12 protein-coding genes are annotated in these 21,877 nt (G+C 75.2%); 9 read left to right on the forward strand and 3 right to left on the reverse strand.

What is annotated here, in order from left to right:
* Positions 1-5 precede the first annotated feature (5 nt).
* The 8 genes from O7618_RS09700 to O7618_RS09735 are packed head-to-tail and all read left to right on the forward strand — an operon-like array spanning position 6 to position 17,621.
* Positions 6-6,527 carry a non-ribosomal peptide synthetase gene (locus O7618_RS09700; protein WP_278105685.1) on the forward strand — a complete coding sequence of 2,174 codons (6,522 nt, stop codon included), beginning with the start codon at positions 6-8 and terminating at the stop codon, positions 6,525-6,527.
* On the forward strand, positions 6,524-11,551 hold the full coding sequence (locus tag O7618_RS09705; RefSeq protein WP_278105687.1) for a non-ribosomal peptide synthetase: 5,028 nt from the start codon (positions 6,524-6,526) through the stop codon (positions 11,549-11,551). The genes O7618_RS09700 and O7618_RS09705 overlap by 4 nt, the downstream gene beginning before the upstream one ends.
* Position 11,552: 1 nt before the next feature.
* Positions 11,553-12,656, forward strand: coding sequence for an NAD(P)H-binding protein (locus O7618_RS09710; protein WP_278105688.1), 1,104 nt, complete (start codon positions 11,553-11,555; stop codon positions 12,654-12,656).
* Complete coding sequence (locus tag O7618_RS09715) at positions 12,653-13,816, forward strand: Gfo/Idh/MocA family oxidoreductase (RefSeq protein ID WP_278105689.1); 1,164 nt, start codon at positions 12,653-12,655, stop codon at positions 13,814-13,816. The genes O7618_RS09710 and O7618_RS09715 overlap by 4 nt, the downstream gene beginning before the upstream one ends.
* The gene (locus O7618_RS09720) at positions 13,813-14,586 is read left to right on the forward strand and encodes an alpha/beta fold hydrolase (protein WP_278105690.1); all 774 of its coding nucleotides are present in this window, start codon (positions 13,813-13,815) and stop codon (positions 14,584-14,586) included. The genes O7618_RS09715 and O7618_RS09720 overlap by 4 nt, the downstream gene beginning before the upstream one ends.
* Complete coding sequence (locus tag O7618_RS09725) at positions 14,583-15,404, forward strand: FAD binding domain-containing protein (RefSeq protein ID WP_278105691.1); 822 nt, start codon at positions 14,583-14,585, stop codon at positions 15,402-15,404. The genes O7618_RS09720 and O7618_RS09725 overlap by 4 nt, the downstream gene beginning before the upstream one ends.
* Positions 15,401-15,904, forward strand: coding sequence for a (2Fe-2S)-binding protein (locus O7618_RS09730; RefSeq protein WP_278105693.1), 504 nt, complete (start codon positions 15,401-15,403; stop codon positions 15,902-15,904). Before O7618_RS09725 ends, O7618_RS09730 begins: the two co-directional genes overlap by 4 nt.
* 28 nt (positions 15,905-15,932) lie before the next feature.
* Positions 15,933-17,621: a carbamoyltransferase C-terminal domain-containing protein gene (locus O7618_RS09735; RefSeq protein ID WP_278105695.1), complete on the forward strand. Its 1,689-nt coding sequence runs from the start codon at positions 15,933-15,935 to the stop codon at positions 17,619-17,621.
* A 52-nt stretch (positions 17,622-17,673) separates the two neighbouring features.
* Here O7618_RS09735 and O7618_RS09740 read toward each other — a convergent pair whose 3' ends face one another.
* Positions 17,674-18,153: a VOC family protein gene (locus O7618_RS09740; protein ID WP_278105696.1), complete on the reverse strand. Its 480-nt coding sequence runs from the start codon at positions 18,151-18,153 to the stop codon at positions 17,674-17,676.
* A 10-nt stretch (positions 18,154-18,163) separates the two neighbouring features.
* Positions 18,164-19,234 carry a methyltransferase gene (locus O7618_RS09745; protein WP_278105698.1) on the reverse strand — a complete coding sequence of 357 codons (1,071 nt, stop codon included), beginning with the start codon at positions 19,232-19,234 and terminating at the stop codon, positions 18,164-18,166.
* Positions 19,235-19,293: 59 nt separating this feature from the next.
* Between O7618_RS09745 and O7618_RS09750 the strand changes: the two genes are divergently transcribed.
* Entirely contained in the window at positions 19,294-20,667 is a 1,374-nt protein-coding gene (locus tag O7618_RS09750) for an LLM class flavin-dependent oxidoreductase (protein WP_278105699.1), read from the forward strand.
* Positions 20,668-20,672: 5 nt separating this feature from the next.
* On the opposite strand, the gene O7618_RS09755 is transcribed toward O7618_RS09750, so the two are convergent.
* On the reverse strand, positions 20,673-21,824 hold the full coding sequence (locus O7618_RS09755) for an acyl-CoA dehydrogenase family protein (RefSeq protein ID WP_278105700.1): 1,152 nt from the start codon (positions 21,822-21,824) through the stop codon (positions 20,673-20,675).
* Between the last annotated feature and the right edge of the window lie 53 nt (positions 21,825-21,877).

The raw sequence follows: 21,877 nt of genomic DNA on the forward strand, positions 1-21,877 counted from the left end.
TGGACATGCCAGTGCTGACCACGCTGACCCTGGACGGCATGTGCGGCGACGTCGCCGCGCTGCTCGAGGAGCCGGTGTCGCCCGACGACGACCTGCTGGAGCGCGGTCTCGATTCGATCGGCCTGATGCGGCTGGCGGCGCGGTGGTCCGCGGCCGGCGGGAACCTCACGTTCGGCCAGCTCATCGAGCACCGCACGGTACGCCAGTGGCACGCCCTGGCGCGGCCGGGCGACGATCCCGCGCCCACCTCGGAGCCGGCCGACGACGAGATGGTCGACCCCGGCGCGCCGTTCCCGCTGGCCACCATGCAGCACGCCTACTGGGTCGGACGCGCCGGGGACCAGGCGCTGGGCGGTGTGGGCGCGCACTTCTACAACGAGTTCGACGGCCGGCACGTGGACGCGTCGCGGCTGGAGCGGGCGGTGCGGGCGTTGGTGCGCCGGCACGACATGCTGCGGGCCCGGTTCCTCGACGACGGCCGCCAGCAGATCACCCCGGACGGCGCGTGGCCCGGCCTGACGGTGCACGACCTGCGCGAGCTGACACCGGCCGACCGAGACCGGCGACTCGGCGAGCTGCGCGACACGCTGTCGCACCGCAGCCTGCGGGTGGACCGGGGTGAGGTGTTCGACATCCAGCTCTCGCTGCTGCCCGCGGGCGGCACCCGGATCCACGTCGAGATCGAGATGCTGGTCGCCGACGCACACAGCTTCCGGGTTCTCCTGGCCGACCTGGCCGCCCTCTACGACCGCCCCGACGAGCCGCTGCCGCCCATCGGCTACAGCTACCCGCGCTACCTGGCCGTGCACGCCCGCCGTCGGGCGGCCGCGCGGGCGGCCGCGTCCGCCTACTGGCGGGAGCGGCTGCCAGGCTTGCCCGGTGGGCCCGAGCTGCCGGTCGCGGTCGCGCCGGAGCGGGTCACCGGGCACCGGGTGACCCGTCACCACCACTGGTTGTCCGGCGCCGACCGGGACCGCCTCGCCGCCCGTGCGCGGGAGCACGGCATCACCCTGCCGATGGTGTTCCTGACCGCGTTCGCCGAGGTGCTGGCCGCCTGGAGCAGCCGGCAGCGTTTCCTGCTCAACCTGCCGCTGTACGACCGCACGCCGTACCACCCGGACGTGCCGCTGCTCAGCGGCGACTTCACCAACCTGCTGCTGCTGGAGGTGGACGCCACCGCCGAGGTGCCCTTCGTCGAGCGGGCCCGCCGGCTGCACGAGCAGTTCACCCGCGACGTCGCGCACAGCGCGTACTCCGGGGTGGACGTGCTGCGTGACCTGGCCCGCCACCGTGCGGACCGGGCGGTGCTCGCGCCGGTGGTGTTCACCAGCGCGCTCAGCCTCGGTGAGCTGTTCGGCGCGGACGTGCGGACGTGCTTCGGGGATCCGGTGTGGACCAGCTCGCAGACCCCGCAGGTGTGGCTGGACAACCAGGTCACCGAGCGCGAGGGCGGCCTGTACCTGAACTGGGACGTGGTGGCGGAGCTGTTCCCGGCCGGGGTGTCGGAGGCGATGTTCGACGCCTACGTGGGGCTGCTGCGCGCGCTGGTGGCGGGGGACTGGTCGGCGTCGGTGGGGTTGCCGGCGGCGCAGCGGGTGGTGCGGGAGCGGGTGAACGACACCGTGGCCGTGTTGCCGACCGGGTTGCTGCACGAGGGGTTCTTCGGGTGGGCGGCGCGGGAGCCGGGCCGCCCGGCGGCGTTGGGTGACGGTGTGTCGGTGTCCTACGGGGAGTTGGCCGAGCGGTCGTTGCGGCTGGCCGGTGCGCTGCTCCGGGCCGGGGTCGGCGCTGGCGACGCCATCGGGGTGTGTCTGCCCAAGGGCGTCGAGCAGTTCGTCGCGGTGCTGGCGGTGTTGGCGGCCGGCGGTGTGTACGTGCCGGTGGGGGTGGACCAGCCGGCGGTCCGGCGGGAGCGCATTCTCGCCCGGGCGGGAGCGAAGGTGCTGATCCGGGCCGACGACGACGGTCCCGGAGCGGCAACCGGCGACGCGGCGCCGGGTGGCAGCGTCCCGGTGGTTGGTCCGGGCGGTGACGGTGGGTCCGCGTTGGAGTGGCCGGTGCAGGTCGATCCGGCCGGGCTGGCGTATGTGATCTTCACGTCGGGGTCGACGGGGGAGCCCAAGGGTGTGGAGGTGTCGCACGCGGCGGCGATGAACACGATCGAGGCGATCCGGCGGCGTTTCGACGTCGGTGTGGGCGATCGGGTGCTGGCGGTGTCGGCGTTGGACTTCGACCTGTCGGTGTTCGACGTGTTCGGGTTGCTCGGCGCCGGCGGCGCGGTGGTCGTGGTGGGCGAGGAGCAGCGCCGTGACGCCCGGGCGTGGCTGCGCCTGGCCACCGACCACCACGTCACGATCTGGCAGTCGGTGCCGGCGTTGCTGGACATGCTGCTCACCGCCGCCGAGGCCGACGGCGCGACCACCCACCTGCGACTCGCGCTGCTCGGCGGCGACTGGGTGGGGCTGGACCTGCCGGGCCGGCTGACCGCGTTGCGCCCGCACGCCCGGCTGGTCGCCCTCGGCGGCACGACCGAGACGGCGATCCACTCCACCGTCCTCGAGGTCGGCGAGGTGCCGGCGCACTGGCGTTCCGTCCCCTACGGTCGGCCGCTGCCCAACCAGCGCTGCCGGGTTGTCGACGGGCGGGGCCGGGACTGCCCGGACTGGGTGCCGGGTGAGCTGTGGATCGGCGGGGCCGGCGTGGCCGCCGGCTACCGGGGCGACCCGCAACGCACCGGCGAACGGTTCGTCACCCACGAGGGGACCCGCTGGTACCGGACCGGCGACCTCGGCCGCTACTGGCCCGACGGCACCCTGGAGTTCCTCGGCCGCACCGACCACCAGGTCAAGATCCGCGGACACCGCATCGAACTCGGCGAGATCGAGGCCGCGTTGCTGCACCACCGCGCCGTGCGTGACGCGGTCGCCGTGGCGGTCGGCGCGACCACCCGCCGGCTCGCCGCCGCGGTCACCGTCCACCCCGGTTACGACGTCGACGACCTGCATGCCTTCCTCGGCGACCGGCTGCCCGCCCACATGGTCCCCGAGCACGTCGCGGTCCTGGACGACCTGCCGCTGAGCGGCAACGGCAAGATCGACCGGCGGGCGCTGGCCGAGCGGCTGGCCGACCGGGCCGACCGGGCCACCGAGGTCCGGCCGCCGATCGGGCCGGTGGAGGCGGCACTGGCCGAGGTCTGGGCCGAGCTGCTCGACGTGCCGGCCGTCGGCCGCGCGGACAGCTTCTTCGCCCTGGGCGGGGACAGCCTGCTCGCCACCCGCCTGCTCGGTCGGATGCGGGCCGCCGGGCTGGCCGGCGGGCAACTGCGGCACCTGTTCGCCCAGCCGACGCTCAGCGGGTTCGCCGCCGGCCTGCGGCTGGAGCGCGGCCCCGGCGCGACCGCCGCGCTCACCCCGGACCTCGCCCACCGGCACGACCCGTTCCCGCTCACCGACGTGCAGCGGGCGTACTGGATCGGGCGCACCGGCGACTTCGCGCTCGGCGAGGTGGGCTCGCACTGGTACTGGGAGTTCGACGGCGCGGACGTGGACCTCGACCGGCTCACCACGGCGTGGAACCGGCTGGTGCGCCGGCACGAGATGCTGCGCGCGGTCATCGACCCCGACGGGCGGCAACGCATCCTGCCCGAGGTGCCCGAGGTCGCCATCGGCGTCACCGAGGGTGGAGCGGCGCTCGCCGCACTGCGCGACCGGCTGTCGCACCGGGTCGCCGACCCGACCCGCTGGCCGCTGGTGGCGATCGAGGCCGTCCGGTACGGCGAGAACCGGGTCCGGCTGGCGTTCAGCTTCGACTACATCGTGCTCGACGCGCTGAGCATCGTCACCGTCTTCGCCGAACTGTCCGCCCTCTACACCGACCTCGACACTCCGCTGCGCCCGATCGGGGTGTCCTTCCGCGACTACGTGCTGCACGCCCAGCCCGACGCGGCGAGCGTCGACGAGGACCGGCGCTATTGGTCGGCGCAGGTCGCCGAGCTGCCGCCCGCGCCGCAGCTCCCGCTGGCCGTCGACCCGGACCGGGTCCGCGCGCCCCGGTTCGTCCGGCACGAGGGACGCCTCGACGCCGCGCGGTGGTCGAGCCTGGTGGCCATCGCCCGTACCCACGGCGTGAGCCCGGCCGCGGTCCTCGCCACCGCGTACGCCGAGGTGCTCTCGGCGTGGAGCGGCCGGGGCGACCTCACGCTCAACCTGACCCTGTTCGACCGCCGTGAGGTGCACCCCGACATCGACTACGTGTTGGGCGACTTCACCTCGCTGCTGCTCGTGCCGCACCGGCCGGTCGCCGGCGACGACTTCCTGAGCCTGGTCCGCCGCTTCCAGGAGCGGATGTGGGACGGCATGGAGCACCACGGTGTGTCCGCCATCTGGGTGCTGCGGGAGATCGCCCGCCGCAGCGGCGCGGCCGCGGCGACCATGCCCGTGGTCTTCACCAGCGCACTCGGCATCAGCGACGAGCTGGTCAGCATGGACCTGCCGTTCGGCGAGCAGATCTGGGGCGCCTCGCAGACCCCGCAGGTGTGGCTGGACAACCAGGTCATGGAGCGTGACGGCGGCCTGCTCGTCAACTGGGACCTGGTGGCGGAGCTGTTCCCGCCCGGGGTGTCGGAGGCGATGTTCGACGCCTACCTGGAGTTGCTGCGCGGCCTGGCGCGGGGGGACTGGTCGCGGGCGTTGCCTGTCGGGTTGCCGGCGGCGCAGCGGGTGGTGCGGGAGCGGGTGAACGACACCGTGGCCGTGTTGCCGACCGGGTTGCTGCACGAGGGGTTCTTCGGGTGGGCGGCGCGGGAGCCGGGCCGCCCGGCGGCGTTGGGTGACGGTGTGTCGGTGTCCTACGGGGAGTTGGCCGAGCGGTCGTTGCGGCTGGCCGGTGCGCTGCTCCGGGCCGGGGTCGGCGCTGGCGACGCCATCGGGGTGTGTCTGCCCAAGGGCGTCGAGCAGTTCGTCGCGGTGCTGGCGGTGTTGGCGGCCGGCGGTGTGTACGTGCCGGTGGGGGTGGACCAGCCGGCGGTCCGGCGGGAGCGCATTCTCGCCCGGGCGGGAGCGAAGGTGCTGATCCGGGCCGACGACGACGGTCCCGGAGCGGCAACCGGCGACGCGGCGCCGGGTGGCAGCGTCCCGGTGGTTGGTCCGGGCGGTGACGGTGGGTCCGCGTTGGAGTGGCCGGTGCAGGTCGATCCGGCCGGGCTGGCGTATGTGATCTTCACGTCGGGGTCGACGGGGGAGCCCAAGGGTGTGGAGGTGTCGCACGCGGCGGCGGTGAACACGATCGAGGCGATCCGGCGGCGTTTCGACGTCGGTGTGGGCGATCGGGTGCTGGCGGTGTCGGCGTTGGACTTCGACCTGTCGGTGTTCGACGTGTTCGGGTTGCTCGGCGCCGGCGGCGCGGTGGTCGTGGTGGGCGAGGAGCAGCGCCGTGACGCCCGGGCGTGGCTGCGCCTGGCCACCGACCACCACGTCACGATCTGGAACACCGTGCCCGCGCTGCTCGACATGCTGCTCACCGCCGCCGGTGACGAGCCCCTGACGGCGCTGCGGCTCGCGCTGGTCTCCGGCGACTGGGTGGGGCTCGACCTGCGGGACCGGTTGACCGCCTGCCGGCCCGACGCGCGGCTCGTCGCGCTCGGCGGGGCCACCGAGGCGGCGATCTGGTCGAACGCGTACGAGGTGCACGAGGTGCCGGCGCACTGGCGGTCCGTGCCCTACGGGCACCCGCTGCCCAACCAGCGCTACCGGGTTGTCGACGGGCGGGGCCGGGACTGCCCGGACTGGGTGCCGGGTGAGCTGTGGATCGGCGGGGCCGGCGTGGCCGCCGGCTACCGGGGCGACCCGCAACGCACCGCCGGACGGTTCGTCACCCACGAGGGGACCCGCTGGTACCGGACCGGCGACCTCGGCCGCTACTGGCCCGACGGCACCCTGGAGTTCCTCGGCCGCACCGACCACCAGGTCAAGATCCGCGGACACCGCATCGAACTCGGCGAGATCGAGGCCGCGTTGCTGCACCACCGCGCCGTGCGTGACGCGGTCGCCGTGGCGGTCGGCGCGACCACCCGCCGGCTCGCCGCCGCGGTCACCGTCCACCCCGGCCACGACGTCGACGACCTGCGCGAACACCTAGGCGACCGGCTGCCCGCCTACATGATCCCCGAGCACGTCACGGTCCTCGATCAGCTCCCACTGACCGCAAACGGCAAGGTCGACCGCAACGCGGTGGCCCGGCTGCTCGCCACCGGCGACGGCGCGCCGCCCGACGAACCGCCCCGGCCCGGGCTGGAGACCGAGCTCGGCGCGCTCTGGGCCGAACTGCTGGGCTGCCCGACGCCCGGGCGCACCCGCAACTTCTTCGGCCTGGGCGGGGACAGCCTGCTCGCCACCCGCCTGCTGGCCGTGCTGCGCGAGCGCTACGGCGTCGACCTGCCGATGCGGGGACTGTTCGACCGACCCACCATCGCGGACCTGGCCGCCGCCGTGCAGGACGCCGCCGGCGCGTACGAGGAAGGGGCGATATGAACGGGCAGGACCTGGTCGCCGAACTGGCGGAACTCGGTGTTCGACTCTGGGAGGAGGACGGCCAGCTCCGCTTCCGCGCCCCGGCCGGCGTCCTGACCGACCAGCGGCGGGCCGCGCTGCGCCAGCACCGGGAGGAGGTGCTGGCCGCGGTCCGGGACGCCGCCGTCCCCACCGCCGTGCCGCACCCCGAGCAACGGTACGAGCCGTTCCCGCTCACCGACGTGCAGAGCGCCTATCTGCTCGGGCGCGGCGACACGTTCGCCTACGGCGGGATCGGCTGCCACGGCTACGGCGAGCTGGGCTTCGACGATCTCGACGTCGACCGACTCGAAGACGCCTGGCGGGAGTTGGTGGCCCGGCACGACATGCTCCGGGCCGTGGTCGACCGCGACGGCTCCCAGCAGGTACGCCCCGACGTCCCGCCGTACCGGATCGAGGTGCGCGACGCGGACGCGGACGGCTTCGCCGACGCGGTCGCCGCCACCCGCGCGGAGCTGGACCACCGGCGCTACGACCCACGGCAGTGGCCGCTGTTCACGCTGCGGGTGACCCGGGGCCCGGAACGTCACGTGCTGCACTTCTCGATCGACTTCCTGGTCTGCGACTTCGTCAGCATCAACCTGCTCCTCGACGAGTTGGGCCGCCGCTACGCCGGTGACCCGCCCGCCGAGGACCTGGAGCTGACGTTCCGGGACCATCTGCTGGCCACCGCGCCGCTGCGCGACGGGCCACGCCGCGACGCCGACCGGGACTGGTGGCTGGCCCGCCTCGACGACCTGCCGCCCGCGCCGGAGCTGCCGCTGCGCCCCGACGCGCTCGCCGCGCCACCCCGGTTCCGCCGCCTCGACCTGCGGCTCGACGCCACCGAGTGGGCCGGGCTGCGGCAGCGCGCCGGCCGGCACGGCATCACCCCGTCCGGTGCCGTGCTCGCCGCGTACGCCGAGGTGATCGCCGCCTGGAGCGCCCACCCGCGCTTCTGCGTCGACGTCACGCTGCTCGACCGCACGCCGACGCACCCGCAGGTCGACCGGATCGTCGGCGACTTCACCTCGGTCAGCCTGCTCGCCGTCGAGCAGGACCCGGACGCGCCCGTGCAGGAGCGGGCCAAGCGGCTACAGGCCCAGCTCTGGTCCGACCTGGACCACCGCCGATTCTCCGGCGTCGACGTGCTGCGCGAGGTGGCCCGGCGGCGGGGCGCCGACGCTGCGCTGCTGCCTGTGGTGTTCACCAGCGCGATCGGGCTCGGCGGCGACACCGGGGTGGAGGGCTTCGGCGAGCTGGGCTACGGCATCAGCCAGACACCGCAGGTCTGGATCGACTGCCAGAACATCGAACGCTCCGGCGGGCTCGCCACCAACTGGGACGTGCGCGAGGGCGTCTTCCCGGACGGTGTGGTCGACGAGATGTTCGCCGCGTACACGGCGCTGCTGCGCCGGCTGGCCGGCACCGACGAGGCGTGGGAGGAGATCGCCCCGGTCGCGCTGCCGGCGGCGAGCGCCCGCCGGCGGGCCGAGGTCAACGACACCGCCGCGCCGTTGCCCGACGGGCTGCTGCACGAGGGCGTGCTCGCGCAGGCGCTGCGGACCCCGGACCGGGTCGCGGTGGTGGCGCCCGACGCGAGTCTGACCTACCGGCAGCTCACCGGGCGGGCGAGCGCGGTCGCCGTCCGGCTCGTCGAGGCCGGCTGCCGCCCCGGCGACCTGGTCGCGGTGGTGGCCGACAAGGGCTGGCGGCAGGTCGTCGCGGTGTTCGGCGCGCTGCTGGCCGGCGCCGCGTACGTGCCGGTCGACACCAACCAGCCACCGGCGCGCCGCGACCTGATCCTCGCCGGCGCGAGCGTGCGGCACGTGCTCACCGAAAGCGGTCGCGCGGACGGCGACTGGCCGGCACAGGTCGAGGTGATCGCCGTGGACGGCTGCGACGGCCCCGCGCCGGCCGCGCTGTCACCGCGCCTGGCCGGCCCCGACGATCTGGCGTACGTCATCCACACATCGGGTTCCACCGGCACGCCGAAGGGCGTGATGATCACGCACCGGGCGGCGCTGAACACGGTGGTCGACATCAACACCCGGTTCGACGTGACCGCCGACGACCGGATCCTCGGCCTGGCCAGTCTCGGTTTCGACCTGTCCGTCTACGACCTGTTCGGCCCGCCGGCGGTCGGTGCCGCCCTGGTGCTGCCCGCGCCGGGGCGGCGCGGCGACCCCACCCACTGGGCGGACCTGGTGACCGGTCACGAGGTGACGCTCTGGAACTCGGTGCCGGCGCAGATGCAGATGCTCGCCGACTATCTCGCCGCCGCGCCGATGGTGCGGACGCCGTCGCTGCGGCTGGCGCTGCTCAGCGGCGACTGGATCCCGGTCACCCTGCCCGATGCGATCCGCGCCCTGGTGCCCGGCCTGGCCGTGGTCGGCCTGGGTGGCGCTACCGAGGCGGCGATCTGGTCGATCATCCACCCGGTCGGCGCGGTCGACCCGGCGTGGCGCAGCATCCCCTACGGCGTGCCGCTGGCCAACCAGAGCTGGCACGTGCGCGACGCCGGCCTGCGCGACCGCCCGGACTGGGTCACCGGCGAGCTCTACATCGGCGGCGCCGGCCTGGCCTCGGGTTATCTCGGCGATCCCGAGCGCACCGCCGAACGGTTCGTCACCGACCCGACCACCGGACAGCGGCTCTACCGCACCGGCGACCTGGGCCGCTACCGGCCCGACGGGGTGATCGAGTTTCTCGGGCGGGAGGACCACCAGGTCAAGGTGCGCGGGCACCGGATCGAGCTGGCCGAGGTGGAGGCCGCGCTGCTCGCCCATCCGGCGATCGGTGCCGCCGTCGCCGTGGTCGACGGGGACCGCCCGTTGGAGCGCAGGTTGGCCGCCGTGGTCCAGCCGGCCGCCGTGGAACCCGGCCCGGCCACGACCGTCGAACCGGCCGGACCCGCCGCCGCCGGCACCGCCGTGGTCGCCGGCACCGACCTGGACGGGTACGCGGCGTACCTGCACGACCTGGACCGCCTCGGCCTGGCGGCCATGCTGGACACGCTGCGCGCGGCCGGCCTGTTCCTCGACGACCGGCCGCACCCGCTCGCCGGGATCTACGCGGGCACCGGCGTCGCGCCACGCCACCGCCGGCTGCTGCGGCGCTGGCTGCGGGCGCTCACCGACTCGGGCGTGCTGCGGCGCGACGACGACGCGTACCGGCTGGGGCAGGCGCTGTCGCCGGCGGCGCGCGCGTGGGACGCGGCGGCCCGGCGGGCGGCGGAGGTGGGGGAGGCGCCGGAGTTGGTGCGCTACTTCCAGGGCAGCGCCGCGGCGCTGCCGGCGCTGCTGCGCGACGACGAGGACCCGCTGGCGCTGCTCTTCCCCGCCGGCGAACTGGCGGTGTCGGACAACCTCTACGCGGGCGCCCTGTTCAACAGGTGGGCCAACGCGGTCGCCGCCGCGGCGGTGCGGGCGCTCGTCGAACGGCTGCCCGCCCCGGTGCGGATCGTGGAGGTCGGCGCCGGTTCGGGCGGCACCACCGCGGCCGTGCTCGACGCGCTCGACGGTCTGGACGTCGACTACCTCTACACCGACCTGTCCGGGTTCTTCGTCGAGGCCGGCCGGCAGCGCTTCGGCGACCGGCCGGGCCTGCGCTTCGCCACGTTGGACCTCGACGCCGACCCGGCCGGGCAGGGCCTCGCCCCGAACAGCGCCGACCTGGTGATCGCCGGGGACGTGCTGCACGCCACCCGGGACGTGCCGGCCACCCTGGACCGGCTGCGCGGCATCCTCGCCCCGGGCGGGCATCTGGTGCTGCTGGAGATGACCCGGGAGCACTACCAGATCATGACGTCGCTGGAGCTGCTGGTGCGCCTCGACGACGAGCTGGGGGACTTCGCCGACCTGCGGCGCGGCACCGACCGGACGTTCCTCGACGCGGACGAGTGGCGGAGCCTGCTCACCGGGGCCGGCGCCGCGCCGGTGCTCGACCTGCCCGCGCCCGACGACCCGATGGCCGGGCTCGGGATGCGGATCATCGCGGCCCGGGTCAAGGCGGACCGGCGTCGGGTGGTGCCGGACGAGCTGCGGGCGCACCTGGCCGACCGGCTGCCCGACTACATGGTGCCGAGCGTGGTGCAGGTGGCCGACGAGCTGCCCCGCACCGCGAACGGGAAGCTCGACCGCGCGGCCGTCCGCCGGCTGGTGGCGGCCGCCACGGCGGGCCCGGAGACCGGCGGCGCCGCGCCGAACGCCGGGCTGGAGGAGGAGATCGCGGCCGTCTGGGCGGACGTGCTGCGGGTGGAGCGGGTGAGCCGCGACGCCGACTTCTTCGCCCTCGGCGGGGACTCGCTGCTCGCCGCGAAGCTCGCCGGACAGCTCGCCGAGCGGGTGCCGGCGGCGTCCGGGGTCTTCTTCGACGAACTGCTGCGGACCATCCTGGAGCACCCCACCGTCGGCGCCCTCGCCGAACGACTCGCGGCCACGGCCGGACCCGCCGCACCCGACGACGAGCCGGCCGTCGGTGCGGTCGAGGTGACCCGGCTCGCCGGTGACGGCCCGCCCCGGTACCTGCTGGTGCACGACGGCAGCGGCCGGCTCGACGCGTACGCCGGCCTCCCGGCCGGGCTGGCGACCGCCGGTGCGGTGTGGGGCGTGGCCGACGGGGCGCTGCACCGTTACGCCGGCCTGGACCCGGCGCCGCTGGTGCAGCGGCTCGCCGCCGACTACGCCGCCGACCTGGCCGGGCACCTGACGAGGGGACCGTTGACGGTGGTGGGCCGGGGCGATGCCGGCGCGCTGGCGTTGGAACTGGCCCGCCAGCTCACCGAGTCCGGGCTGGACGTGGCCGGGCTGGCGGTCGCCGACCCGGTCCCCGGCGACGCCTACGCCAGCTCGCCGTACGCCGGGGACGTGACGCTGCTCTGCCCGGGTGAGCCGGACCCGGCCGGGGTGGCCTGGTGGCGTGAGGTGTGCCTCGGCGAGCTGACCGTGGCCCGGGTGCCGGACGAGCCGGCCGGCTGGTCCGACGCGATCGTCGGGGAGGGCTGACGTGCCGGGCGCGATCGCGCTGGTCGGCGCGAGCGGCGGGGTGGGCCGGCACGCGCTGGCGCACCTGCTGGCGTGGACCGTGGACACCGTCCGCGCGGGCGGCCGCCACCCGGGACGGCTGCCGGCAGGTGACGCGCGGGTCCAGGCGTACCCGGTGGACCTGACCGACCCCGACGGCCTGGACGCGTTCTGCGCGGGCTGCCACACGGTCGTCAACTGCGCCGGTCCCGCCGGCACGGTCGGTGACAGGGTGGCCCGAGCCGCGGCCCGCGCCGGCGCGGCCTACGTCGACGCCGCCGGTGACGACGGGCTGTACCGAGCCGTCGCCGCGCTGCCCGACGCCGCCGAGCGGGTCGCGGTGATCTCCGCCGGGATGATGCCAGGTCTGTCCGGGCTGCTCCCGGCGTACCTCGCCGGGCACCTGCCGGGCGCCCGGCGGCTGACCGGCTGGGTCGGCGGGCGCGACGGGTTCAGCCCGGGCGCGGCCTGGGACTTCCTCGCGGTCGGCGACAGCGGCTACGGCGAACCGCTCGCCGCCTGGCGCGACGGCGCCCGGCGCGGCCGGGCGCTGGCCGCGCACGCCGACGTGACGGTGCCGTTCTTCGACGAACCGGTGCTGCTCCAGCCGTATCTGAGCACCGAGACCGAGCGGCTGGCCGGGCGGCTCGGCCTGACCGACGTGGACTGGTGGTCGGCGTTCGCCGGCGATCGGGTTCCGGCCGCGCTCGCCGCCGGCGCGCGCCGCGCCGGCGGCGGTCCGGCGGAGCTGGCCGCCGCGGCGGACGCGCTGTGCCGGGCGGCCGAGCTGGACGCCTTCGGCCGACCCCGCTACCAGGTGTTGCTCGTGGAGCTGACCTCGCCGGCCGGCAGTCGGGTGCTGGTCTGCCGGGGCGTCGGCGCGAACGCGCTCACCGGGGCCGCGGTGGCGCTCGGCGCGGTGGCGGCCGCCGCCGGTGACCTGCCGCCGGGCGTGCACCATCTGGCCGAGGTGGTCGACCCGACGTGGGCGGTGGACCGGCTGCGGACCAGCCCGGCGGTCACCGCGCTGCACGTCGAGGACGGCCCCCTGACCCGCTACGAGACGATCGAGGAGGGGGTGGCGTGAGACCGAGGGTGCTCGTCGCCGGTACCAAGTTCGGCCAGGTCTACCTGCAGGCGTTCCGGCAGCGTGACTTCCCGTTCGAGCTGGCCGGGATCCTGGCCGGCGGAAGCGCCCGCTCGGTGGCCTGCGCCCGGCACTACGGCGTGCCGCTGTTCACCGACGTGTCGCAGGTGCCCGAGGACGTGACGCTGGCCTGCGTGGTGATCCGCGGCGGCCTGCTCGGCGGGCCCGGCGGCGAGGTGGCGCGCGCGTTGATGGAGCGCGGGCTGCACGTGGTGCAGGAGCATCCGCTGCACCACGACGAGCTGGTCGAGTGCCTGCGCACCGCCGGCCGGGCCGGCGTGGTCTACCACCTCAACTCGTTCTACGTGCACACCGCGCCGGTGCGCCGGTTCGTCGCGGCGGCCCGTGCCCTGCTGGCCCGCCGTCCGGCCCGCTACGTCGACGCGGCGTGCGGCTTCCAGGTCGCGTACGCGCTGCTGGACATCCTCGGCCAGGCGCTCGGCGGGGTCCGCCCGTGGGGCCTGGCGGCCCCGGCGGAGCTGCCCGAGCAGGTACGCCGGCTGTCCCCGGTGGACGTGCCGTTCCGCAGCGTCGACGGGGTGCTCGCCGGGGTGCCGCTGACCCTGCGGGTGCAGAACCAGATGGACCCGGCCGACCCGGACAACTACGCGCACCTGCTGCACCGGGTCACCATCGGCACCGAGGCCGGCAACCTGACCCTGCTCGGCACCCACGGCCCGACCGTCTGGAGCCCCCGGCCGGACTTCCCGCAGCAGGTGCAGGACCGGGGGATAGGCCGCCCACACTTCGCCGGCTCCGGTGGGGACGAGCCGGACCACCTGGACGTGCCGAGCGCGCAACCGCTGGACGAGCCGACCGCGCCCAGCTACCGCGACGTGTTCGAGCGGGTCTGGCCGGCCGGCGTGGGACACGCGCTGGGCGAGCTGCACCGCGCGGCCCAGGCCGGCGAGAAGCCGGTCCGCCACGGCCAGTACCACCTGACCCTGTGCCGGCTGTGGCAGGACGTCACCGCCCGGCTCGGCCCGCCCGAGCTGCTGCACTCCACGCCACCGCGGATGCTGCTGCCCGCCGACGTGGCGGAGCTGGCCGACGCCGCCGCCCGCGCGGTCGAGCCGGAGCCGATCGGGGCGTCGCGGTGACCGCCGCCCGGACCTGGCTGCGCTGCCCCCGGCCGCTGCGCTGGCCGGCGCTGCGCCTGGTCTGCTTCCCGCACGCCGGCGGCAACGCGGCGTTCTACCGGCCCTGGGCGGCGCACCTGCCCGACGACGTGGAGCTGCACGCCGTGCAGTACCCGGGCCGGATGGACCGCACCGGGGAGCCGTTCGCCGCCGACCTGCCGAGCCTGGCCGCCGGGGTCGCGTCCGCGCTGCGCGCGCTGCCCGGCGACATCCCGCTGGTCCTGTTCGGGCACAGCCTCGGTGCGTCGGTGGCGTACGAGACGGCCCGCCGGTTGGACGGGCCGGGCGGCGGGCTGCGGGCGCTCGTGGTGTCCGGCCGCCCGGCGCCCGACCGGCTGCGCGACACGCGCGTGCACCTGGCCGACGACGACACGCTCTGGGCCGAGACCGGCCGCCTCGGCGGGACCGGCCGGGAGACGCTGGAGCACGACGGGGTGAAGGCGGTCGCCCTGCCGGTGCTGCGCGCCGACTACCGGATCGCCGAGACGTGGCGGCCGGAGCCGCCGGTGCCGTTGCGCGCGCCGGTGCTGGCCTGCGTCGGCGCGGACGACAGCGAGGTCACCGTGGACGAGGCGAACGCGTGGGCCGCCCGGACCCGGGGCCGGTTCACCCTGCACACGTTCCCGGGCGGGCACTTCTATCTGCTCGCCCACCGGCACCACCTGGTCGAGACGATCCTGCGCGCCACGCACCGCAGCCCGGTGCCCACCTGGTCGGCGGCCGGTCCGTGATCCCGGCACACCTGCGCTACCACCGCGCCGCCGACCTGACCGAGGCGCTGCGGCTGCGGCGCGAGCACGGCGACCTGCTGCGACCGCTGGCCGGCGGGCAGTCCCTGCTGCCGGCGCTGAAGCTACGCCGCGACGCCGTCGACACGCTGCTGGACCTGGGCCGGCTCACCGACCTGTCGTACGTGGCGGCGCGGGGCGACCACCTCGCGGTCGGCGCGCTGACCCGCTACCACCTGCTGCTCGCCGACCCGCTCGTGGCGCGGCACGCGCCGATCCTGGCGGCGGCTGCCGCGTCGGTCGGCGACCCGCAGGTGCGCCACGCCGGCACGGTCGGCGGGGCGCTGGCCCAGGCCGACCCGGCCGCGGACCTGCCGACCGCGCTTGTCGCGCTGACCGCCACCGCGGTCCTGACCAGCGTGGACGGTTCCCGGCTGGTGCCCGTCGACGAGCTGGCCGTGGCGCCGGGCGTCACCGTGTGCCGGCCCGACGAACTGCTCACCGAGGTGCGGGTGCCGCTGCCCGGCCCGCGCCGGTGGAGCTACCGCACGTTCGCCCGGCCGGCGCTGGAGTGGTCACTTGTCGCCGTCGCGGTGGCCGACGACCGGGTCGCGCTGGCCGGCATGGACCGGACCATCCGGCGGGCGAGCACCGTCGAGGCGGCGCTCGCCGCAGGCGCGTCGACGGCGGACGCCGCGGCGTACGCGGACCGCGACTGCGAACCGGCCGACGACGTGCGCGGCTCCGCCGACTACCGCCGGCACCTGAGCCGGGTGCTGGTGGCCCGGGCGCTTGCCGACCGCGACCAGGAGCGACGATGACCATTGACACCCGACCCGGAGCCGCGACCGTCACCGTCGCGGTCACCGTCAACGGCGAGGCCCACCGCCGGGAGGTGCCGGCCCGCACCCTGCTGGTGCACCTGATCCGGGAGGAGCTGGCGCTGACCGCCGCCACCGTCGGCTGCGACACCTCGTCCTGCGGCGCCTGCACGGTCCTGCTGGACGGTCGCTCGGTCAAGTCGTGCACGCTGCTCGCCGCGCAGGCCGACGGCGCCGAGATCGGCACCGTGGAGGGGCTCGCCGACGGCGACCGGCTGCACCCGGTGCAGGAGTCGTTCCGCGAACACCACGCCTTGCAGTGCGGCTTCTGCACCCCCGGGATGGTGCTCGCGGCGGTGAGCCTGCTCGCCGAGCAACCGGGCCCGCTCTCCGAGCGGGAGGTGCGCCACGGGCTGAAGGGCAACCTGTGCCGCTGCACCGGCTACCACAACATCGTCCGTGCCGTGCTCGCCGTCGACGCGGCCCGCCACGCCGGGTGAACCGCAGAAACCGGAAGGGAGACCGACGATGTCGGCACGCTACGTACTCGGGGTGAACATCGGCTTCCACGACTCCAGCGCGGTGCTGCTGCGCGACGGCGCGCTCTGCTCGCTCGTCGAGCAGGAGCGGGTCAGCCGGCGCAAGCACGCGGTGGGCCAGCCGCCGGCGGAGGCGGTCGCCGCGTGCCTGGCGATGGCCGGCATCGGACCGGCCGAGGTGGACACCGTGGCGATCGGCTGGGACTTCCGGCAGATCCCGCTGGGCCGCAACCGCCGGTTCACCACCGAGGGGCTGCGGACGATGCTCTTTCCCGACCAGGAAGACCTGGTCATGCCGGCGGTGCGCTGGGTGCCGCACCACGTGGCGCACGCGGCCAGCGCCGCGTTCAGTTGCGACGCCGACGAGGCCGCGGTGCTGGTGGTCGACGGCGCGGGCGAGACCCAGTCGACGTCGATCGGCCGCTTCGCCGACGGCGAGGTGGAGATCCTGCGGGAGTGGCCGGTCGAGGAGTCGCTGGGCTTCTACTACAACGCGGCCGCCGAATGGGCCGGGTTGGGTTACTGGGGCACCGGGAAGCTGATGGGCCTCGCCGCCTACGGGCGGCCCGCGCCGGGCGCGCCGGTGCGGGCGGTGCCGGGCGGATACGAGCTGGTCCGGGCGCCCGCCGCGGAGGTGCCCGCGCGGCGGATCGCGTCGCTCGGCCCGTTGATGGCCTACTACCCGGCGGTGGCCGAGTCGCTGCGGCCGGGCTTCGGCGCGTTCTTCCCCTACGCGCCGCGCGAGGCCGAGGAGCCGATCGCGTACGCCGACTTCGCCGCCACCGTCCAGCAGGGGCTGGAGGAGGCGGTGCTGTCGCTCGCCACCGAGCTGCGCCGGCGGGTGGACACGCCGGTGCTGGCGCTGGCCGGGGGCGTGGCGATGAACTGCACCATGGTCGGGGTGCTGGTGCGCAGCGGCCTGTTCGACCGGGTCTACGTGCCGCCGGTGCCCACCGACGCCGGGGTGTCGCTGGGCGCCGCGCTGGTCTCCGCGCGCGAGTGCGGGCCGGTCACGCCGACCCGCATCGACCACGCGTACTGGGGTCGGCCGGTGACCACGGAGGCGGGGGAGGCGGCCGCCGCCCGGGCCGGCCTGGCGCGGCGTCGCCTCGGTGACGACGCGCTGGCCCGGTTCGTGGCCGGGGAGATCGCCCGGGGCCGGATCGTCGGCTGGGCCCGGGGTCGAGGGGAGATCGGGCAGCGCGCGCTGGGCGCCCGCAGCCTGCTCGCCGACCCGCGCGACCGGCGCAGCCTGGAGCGGCTCAACGTGCTCAAGGGACGGGAGATGTGGCGGCCGGTGGCGCCGAGCATGCTCGCCGAGCGCGCGCACGAGCTGATCGAGGGCCGCCTCGACGATCCGTCGAGGTTCATGCTGGCCGCCGCCTCGGTGCGCCCGGACGCCCGGCGGCGGATCCCGGCGGTCACGCACGTGGACGGCTCGGCGCGCCCGCAGACGGTGCACCGCGACACCAACCCCGGCTACTGGGCGCTGATCGAGCAGTTCCGGCAGCTCACCGGCGTGCCGGCGGTGGTCAACACGTCGTTCAACCTGGCCGGCGACCCGATCGTCGACTCGGCCGGCGACGCGGTGGACACGTTCACCCGCGCCAAGGAGATCGACCTGCTGGTGCTCGGCGACACGGTGGTGACCCGCGGCGAGGACGAGCTGCCGGCGTGACGCCGGGCGAGGGGCGGGCCGGGCTGCCGGTCCGCCCCTCGCCGGACGCCGGTCAGGCGGGTGCGCGGCGGCGTTCGCGCCGCCACACCTGCCGCAGCCGGTCGACGAAGAAGTCGCGGTTGACCCAGTAGAACTCCAGCCAGATGTGGTCCGGGTCGCGCAGCCAGATCTGCGAGCCCGCCTCGTGCTTGGAGGTGGTGATTCCGGAGTGGGTCACGCCGAGGCCGTCCAGGTGGGTGACCCAGTCGTCGAGGTCGGCCCGCTCCGGCACGTGGTAGGCGAGGTGGTGCAGGCCGGGCCGGCGCTCGTCGAAGCGGTCCGGCACGCTCGGGTCGCCGGGCGGCTCGGCCCGGCCGAGCACCACCGAGGCGAACGAGCCGGGGTGCACCAGGGTGCGGAACCGGAACCCGGACTCGGGCGGGGTGACGTCGTTGACCACCACCATCTCGAAGACCGCCTGGTAGAACTCGGTGCTGCGGTCGAGGTCGACGACGGTGAGGTTGATGTGGTTGCGGCCGTCCAGGCGGGGCATCGGATCCTCCTCAGCCGGCCCGGCCGGCGGCCACGGTGGCGGTCGGCGCGTCGTCGGCGGGCGGGCCGTCCGGCACCGCCTCCAGGACGGACATCGACGACGTCGGGGTGATCCGGGCGAGGCGGAAGCCGGCGTCGGTGAGCAGCGCGCGGAACTCGTCGGCGGTGCGGGTGTGCCCGCCGAACAGCGCCAGCGCCTTGACGTCCATCACCTTGCCGGTGTCGTCGTGGTTGCCGTGGCGGCTGACCGACTCGACGATCATCACCCGGCTGTCCGGGCGGACGGCGGCGCGTACCGCGCGCAGGATCGCCGCGGCCTGCGCGTCGGGCCAGTCGTGGATGATCGTCTTGAGCAGGTAGACGTCCGCGCCGGCGGGCAGCGGGTCGAAGAAGGACCCGCCGCGGATCTCGCACCGGTCGGCGACGCCGGCGCGGGCCAGCACGGCCGGTGCCTCGGCCACCACGTGCGGCAGGTCGACCAGGACCGCGCGCAGTTCCCGGTGCCGGGCGAGCAGCCCGGCGGCGAAGGTGCCGTGCCCGCTGCCCACGTCCACCATCGTCGCGCCGTCGGCGAGGTCGAGCACGGGCAGCACGGTACGCAGCACGAACGGGTTGACGCTCTCCGCGGAGCGCTCGAACCGGACGCACTCGTAGGGGTGGTCGGCCATGTGGTCGTAGTAGCGGGTACCGTCGTGGACGTGGCCGAACGCGGTCTCGCCGGTGCGGATGCTGTGGGTCAGCCGCGCCCACGAGTAGATGTCCGGTGGCATGAGCGGGAAACACTCGCGTACCGAGAACGGGTGGTCGCTACGCAGTGGCTCGGCGAGCGGGGTGAGCCCGAAGACCTCCGGCGCGGTCTCGGTGAAGATGTCGCGCCCGGCCAGGGCGCGCAGGCCCCGGGTCAGCGCGCCGGGATCCGCGCCGACGCGCCGGGCCAGCTCGGCGACCGGCAGTGGGCCGTCGCTGAGCTGGTCGGCGACGGCGAGGTCGCAGACGACCCGGATGGTGAACGGGACGATGTAGTCGGCCAGCTCGGTGAGCCGGGTGACCGAGGCGAGGTCGATGCGGGGCGTCACGGGCATGACGACACGGTATCCGCTCGGCCGTTGCCATACCAGATACGATGCGAGATGCTTGATAGGTGCATCTGAATCTGTTCACCCAGTGCTCGCCGTCACCGCAGTTCAAGGGCTTCTGGCGGCATCCCGCCGATCGCAGCGCCACCGGCTACCGGGACCTCGGCTACTGGGTGGACCTGGGCCGCAAGCTGGAGGCGGCCTGCCTGGACGCGCTCTTCTTCGCCGACGTGCACGGCGTCTACGACGTCTACCAGGGCAGTTGGCGGGCGGCGGTGCGGCACGCGGTGCAGATCCCCTCGATCGACCCGCTGCTCGTGCTGCCGGCCATCGCCGCCACCACCTCCCGCCTCGGCCTGGCGGTCACCTACTCGACCACCTACCACGCCCCGTACGAGTGCGCCCGGGTGTTCAGCTCGCTGGACCACCTCACCGGCGGCCGGGTCGCCTGGAACATCGTCACCTCGTATCTCCGGTCGGCCTCGGCGAACGGGCTGGGCGAGCACCTGGACCACGACGAGCGCTACGACCGGGCCGACGAGTACGTCGAGGTCGCCCGCCGGCTCTGGGAGGAGAGCTGGGACGACGGCGCGGTGGTGCGCGACGCCGAGACGAACGTGTTCACCGACCCGGACCGGGTGCGCCAGATCGACCACCGGGGACGGTGGTTCGACGTGCGCGGGCCGCACCAGTGCGAGCCGTCGCCGCAGCGCACACCGGTGCTCTACCAGGCCGGCGCGTCCGGGCGCGGGCTCGCCTTCGCGGCCCGGCACGCCGAGGTGGTGTTCCTGACCATGGCCGAGCCGGCCGACGGCGCGCCGCAGGTGGCGAAGCTGCGGTCGCTGGTCGCCGCGCACGGCCGCGACCCGCGCTCGGTCAAAGCGTTGCAGGGCAGCATGGTGATGGTGGCGCCGACCCGCGAGGAGGCCCGCCGCCGCGCCGAGGAGTACGTGGCGCTGTGGAGCGGGGAGGGCCAGCTGGCCAAGTGGTGCGGCTGGATGGACGTCGACCTGGGCGCGTACCCGGACGAGACGCCGGTGGGCGAGATCGCCGGGCAGGGCAGCCACAGCTTCCTGGGTTTCCTGCGCCGGCTCGGCCCGGAGCGCGACTGGACCGTCGGGGACGTGCGCTATCTGGTGGCGACCGCCCGCCGGCCACGCACCAACGCGCCGGTCACCCTCTTCGGCACCGTCGAGCAGGTGGCCGACCGGATGGAGCAGTGGCTGGAGGTCGCCGACGTGGACGGCTTCAACCTGATCCCCTGCCCGACCACCCAGGGCATCGCCGACATCTGTGACCTGCTGGTGCCGGAGCTGCAACGGCGCGGGCTGTTCCGCACCGCGTACGACCCGGCGGAGCGGACCCTGCGGGAGCGCTACTTCGGCGCCGGCGCGCCGGTGCCGCCCCGGGTGCCGGCGCGGGCGCCCGCGCCGGCCTGAGGCGCTCAGAACATCGTGGTGTCGACCGGCGCGCCGGCCAGCAGCGCGCCGACCGTGCCGTAGCTGTCGCGGCCGTTGACGAAGTGCTGGGTGGCGGTGTTGATGTCGCGCAGCCGTCGTTGCAGCGGCGAGCCGTCGAACACCGTGGACGCGCCGGCCAGCCCGTACGCCGCCTGCACGGCCTGGTGCGCGACGGCGGTGACCTGCGCGGCGGTGGCGCGCAGGCAGGCCCGCTCCAGCGGGCTGAGCACCTCGCCCCGGCGGGCGGTCTCCCAGGCGCCCTCGGCCTCGGAGTGCAGCAGCGCGCGGGCGGCGCGCAGCGCCACGTGGGCCTCGCCGAGCCGGTCGTGGAAGACCGGCGAGTCGGCCAGCGAGCGGGTGCTGAACGTGCGACGACGACCGGCGGCGGCCTGGGCGGCGGCGTCGCCCACCGCGCCCTGGGCGATGCCGAGGTCGACAGCGGCGATGAGCAGCCCGGCCTGGGCGATCCGGAACACCGTGCGGTGCACCTCGTCGCCGCCGCCGACCAGGCTGAAACCGCGGTGCTCGGGGCAGGTCCGGGCGGCTGCCCGGACGTCCAGGCTGGCGGTGCCGCGCAGGCCGAGCACCTGCCAGGTGTCGACCAGCTCCAGCTCGGCGGCGGGGAAGAGCACCATCCGGGTCAGCGGGGCGCCGTTGGGCAGCGTCTGCGGGGTGCGCCCGTCGAGCACGAGGCAGTTCAGGTAGATCCAGCTCGCCTGTGGCGCGCCGGTGACGAACGGCCACCGACCGTTGACCTGCCAGCCGCCGGCGCCGTCCGGCGCGGCCCGGCCCTTGGGCGCGACCGCGCCGGCGCCGAGCACGTCCGGGCCGGCGGCGTAGATCTCCTCCCGGGCGGCCTCGGGGAAGCAGGCGAACAGCAGGTGCGCCAGCCCGACCTGGCCGACCAGCCAGCCGGTGGACGAGTCGGCGACGGAGAGCCGCTCCACCACCCGCAACGCCTCGACCAGCGGCAGGTCGGCGCCGCCGTGTGCGGCGGGCACCAGCATGCGCAGGCAGCCGGCCGCGGCGAGACCGCTGATGACGTCGTCCGGGATCCGGCCGGTGCGGTCGATCTCCGGCGCCCGTTCCGTCAGGTCGGGGAGCAGGCTGTCGACCCGGGGCAGCGTACTGGTCACGAACGCACTCTATCGGCTCACTCGTATCTTGTTTAGCCTTGTATCTGCTATCA

Origin of the sequence: Micromonospora sp. WMMD980 (assembly GCF_029626035.1) — a bacterium.
Classification (GTDB): Bacteria; Actinomycetota; Actinomycetes; order Mycobacteriales; family Micromonosporaceae; genus Micromonospora.

Bases quoted from the DNA above. Each gene is read 5' to 3' on its own strand.
- O7618_RS09700 (WP_278105685.1), top strand. From the start codon at position 6: ATGCCAGTGCTGACCACGCTGACCCTGGACGGCATGTGCGGCGACGTC.
- O7618_RS09705 (WP_278105687.1), top strand. From the start codon at position 6,524: ATGAACGGGCAGGACCTGGTCGCCGAACTGGCGGAACTCGGTGTTCGA.
- O7618_RS09730 (WP_278105693.1), top strand. From the start codon at position 15,401: ATGACCATTGACACCCGACCCGGAGCCGCGACCGTCACCGTCGCGGTC.
- O7618_RS09735 (WP_278105695.1), top strand. From the start codon at position 15,933: ATGTCGGCACGCTACGTACTCGGGGTGAACATCGGCTTCCACGACTCC.
- O7618_RS09740 (WP_278105696.1), bottom strand. From the start codon at position 18,153: ATGCCCCGCCTGGACGGCCGCAACCACATCAACCTCACCGTCGTCGAC.
- O7618_RS09745 (WP_278105698.1), bottom strand. From the start codon at position 19,234: ATGCCCGTGACGCCCCGCATCGACCTCGCCTCGGTCACCCGGCTCACC.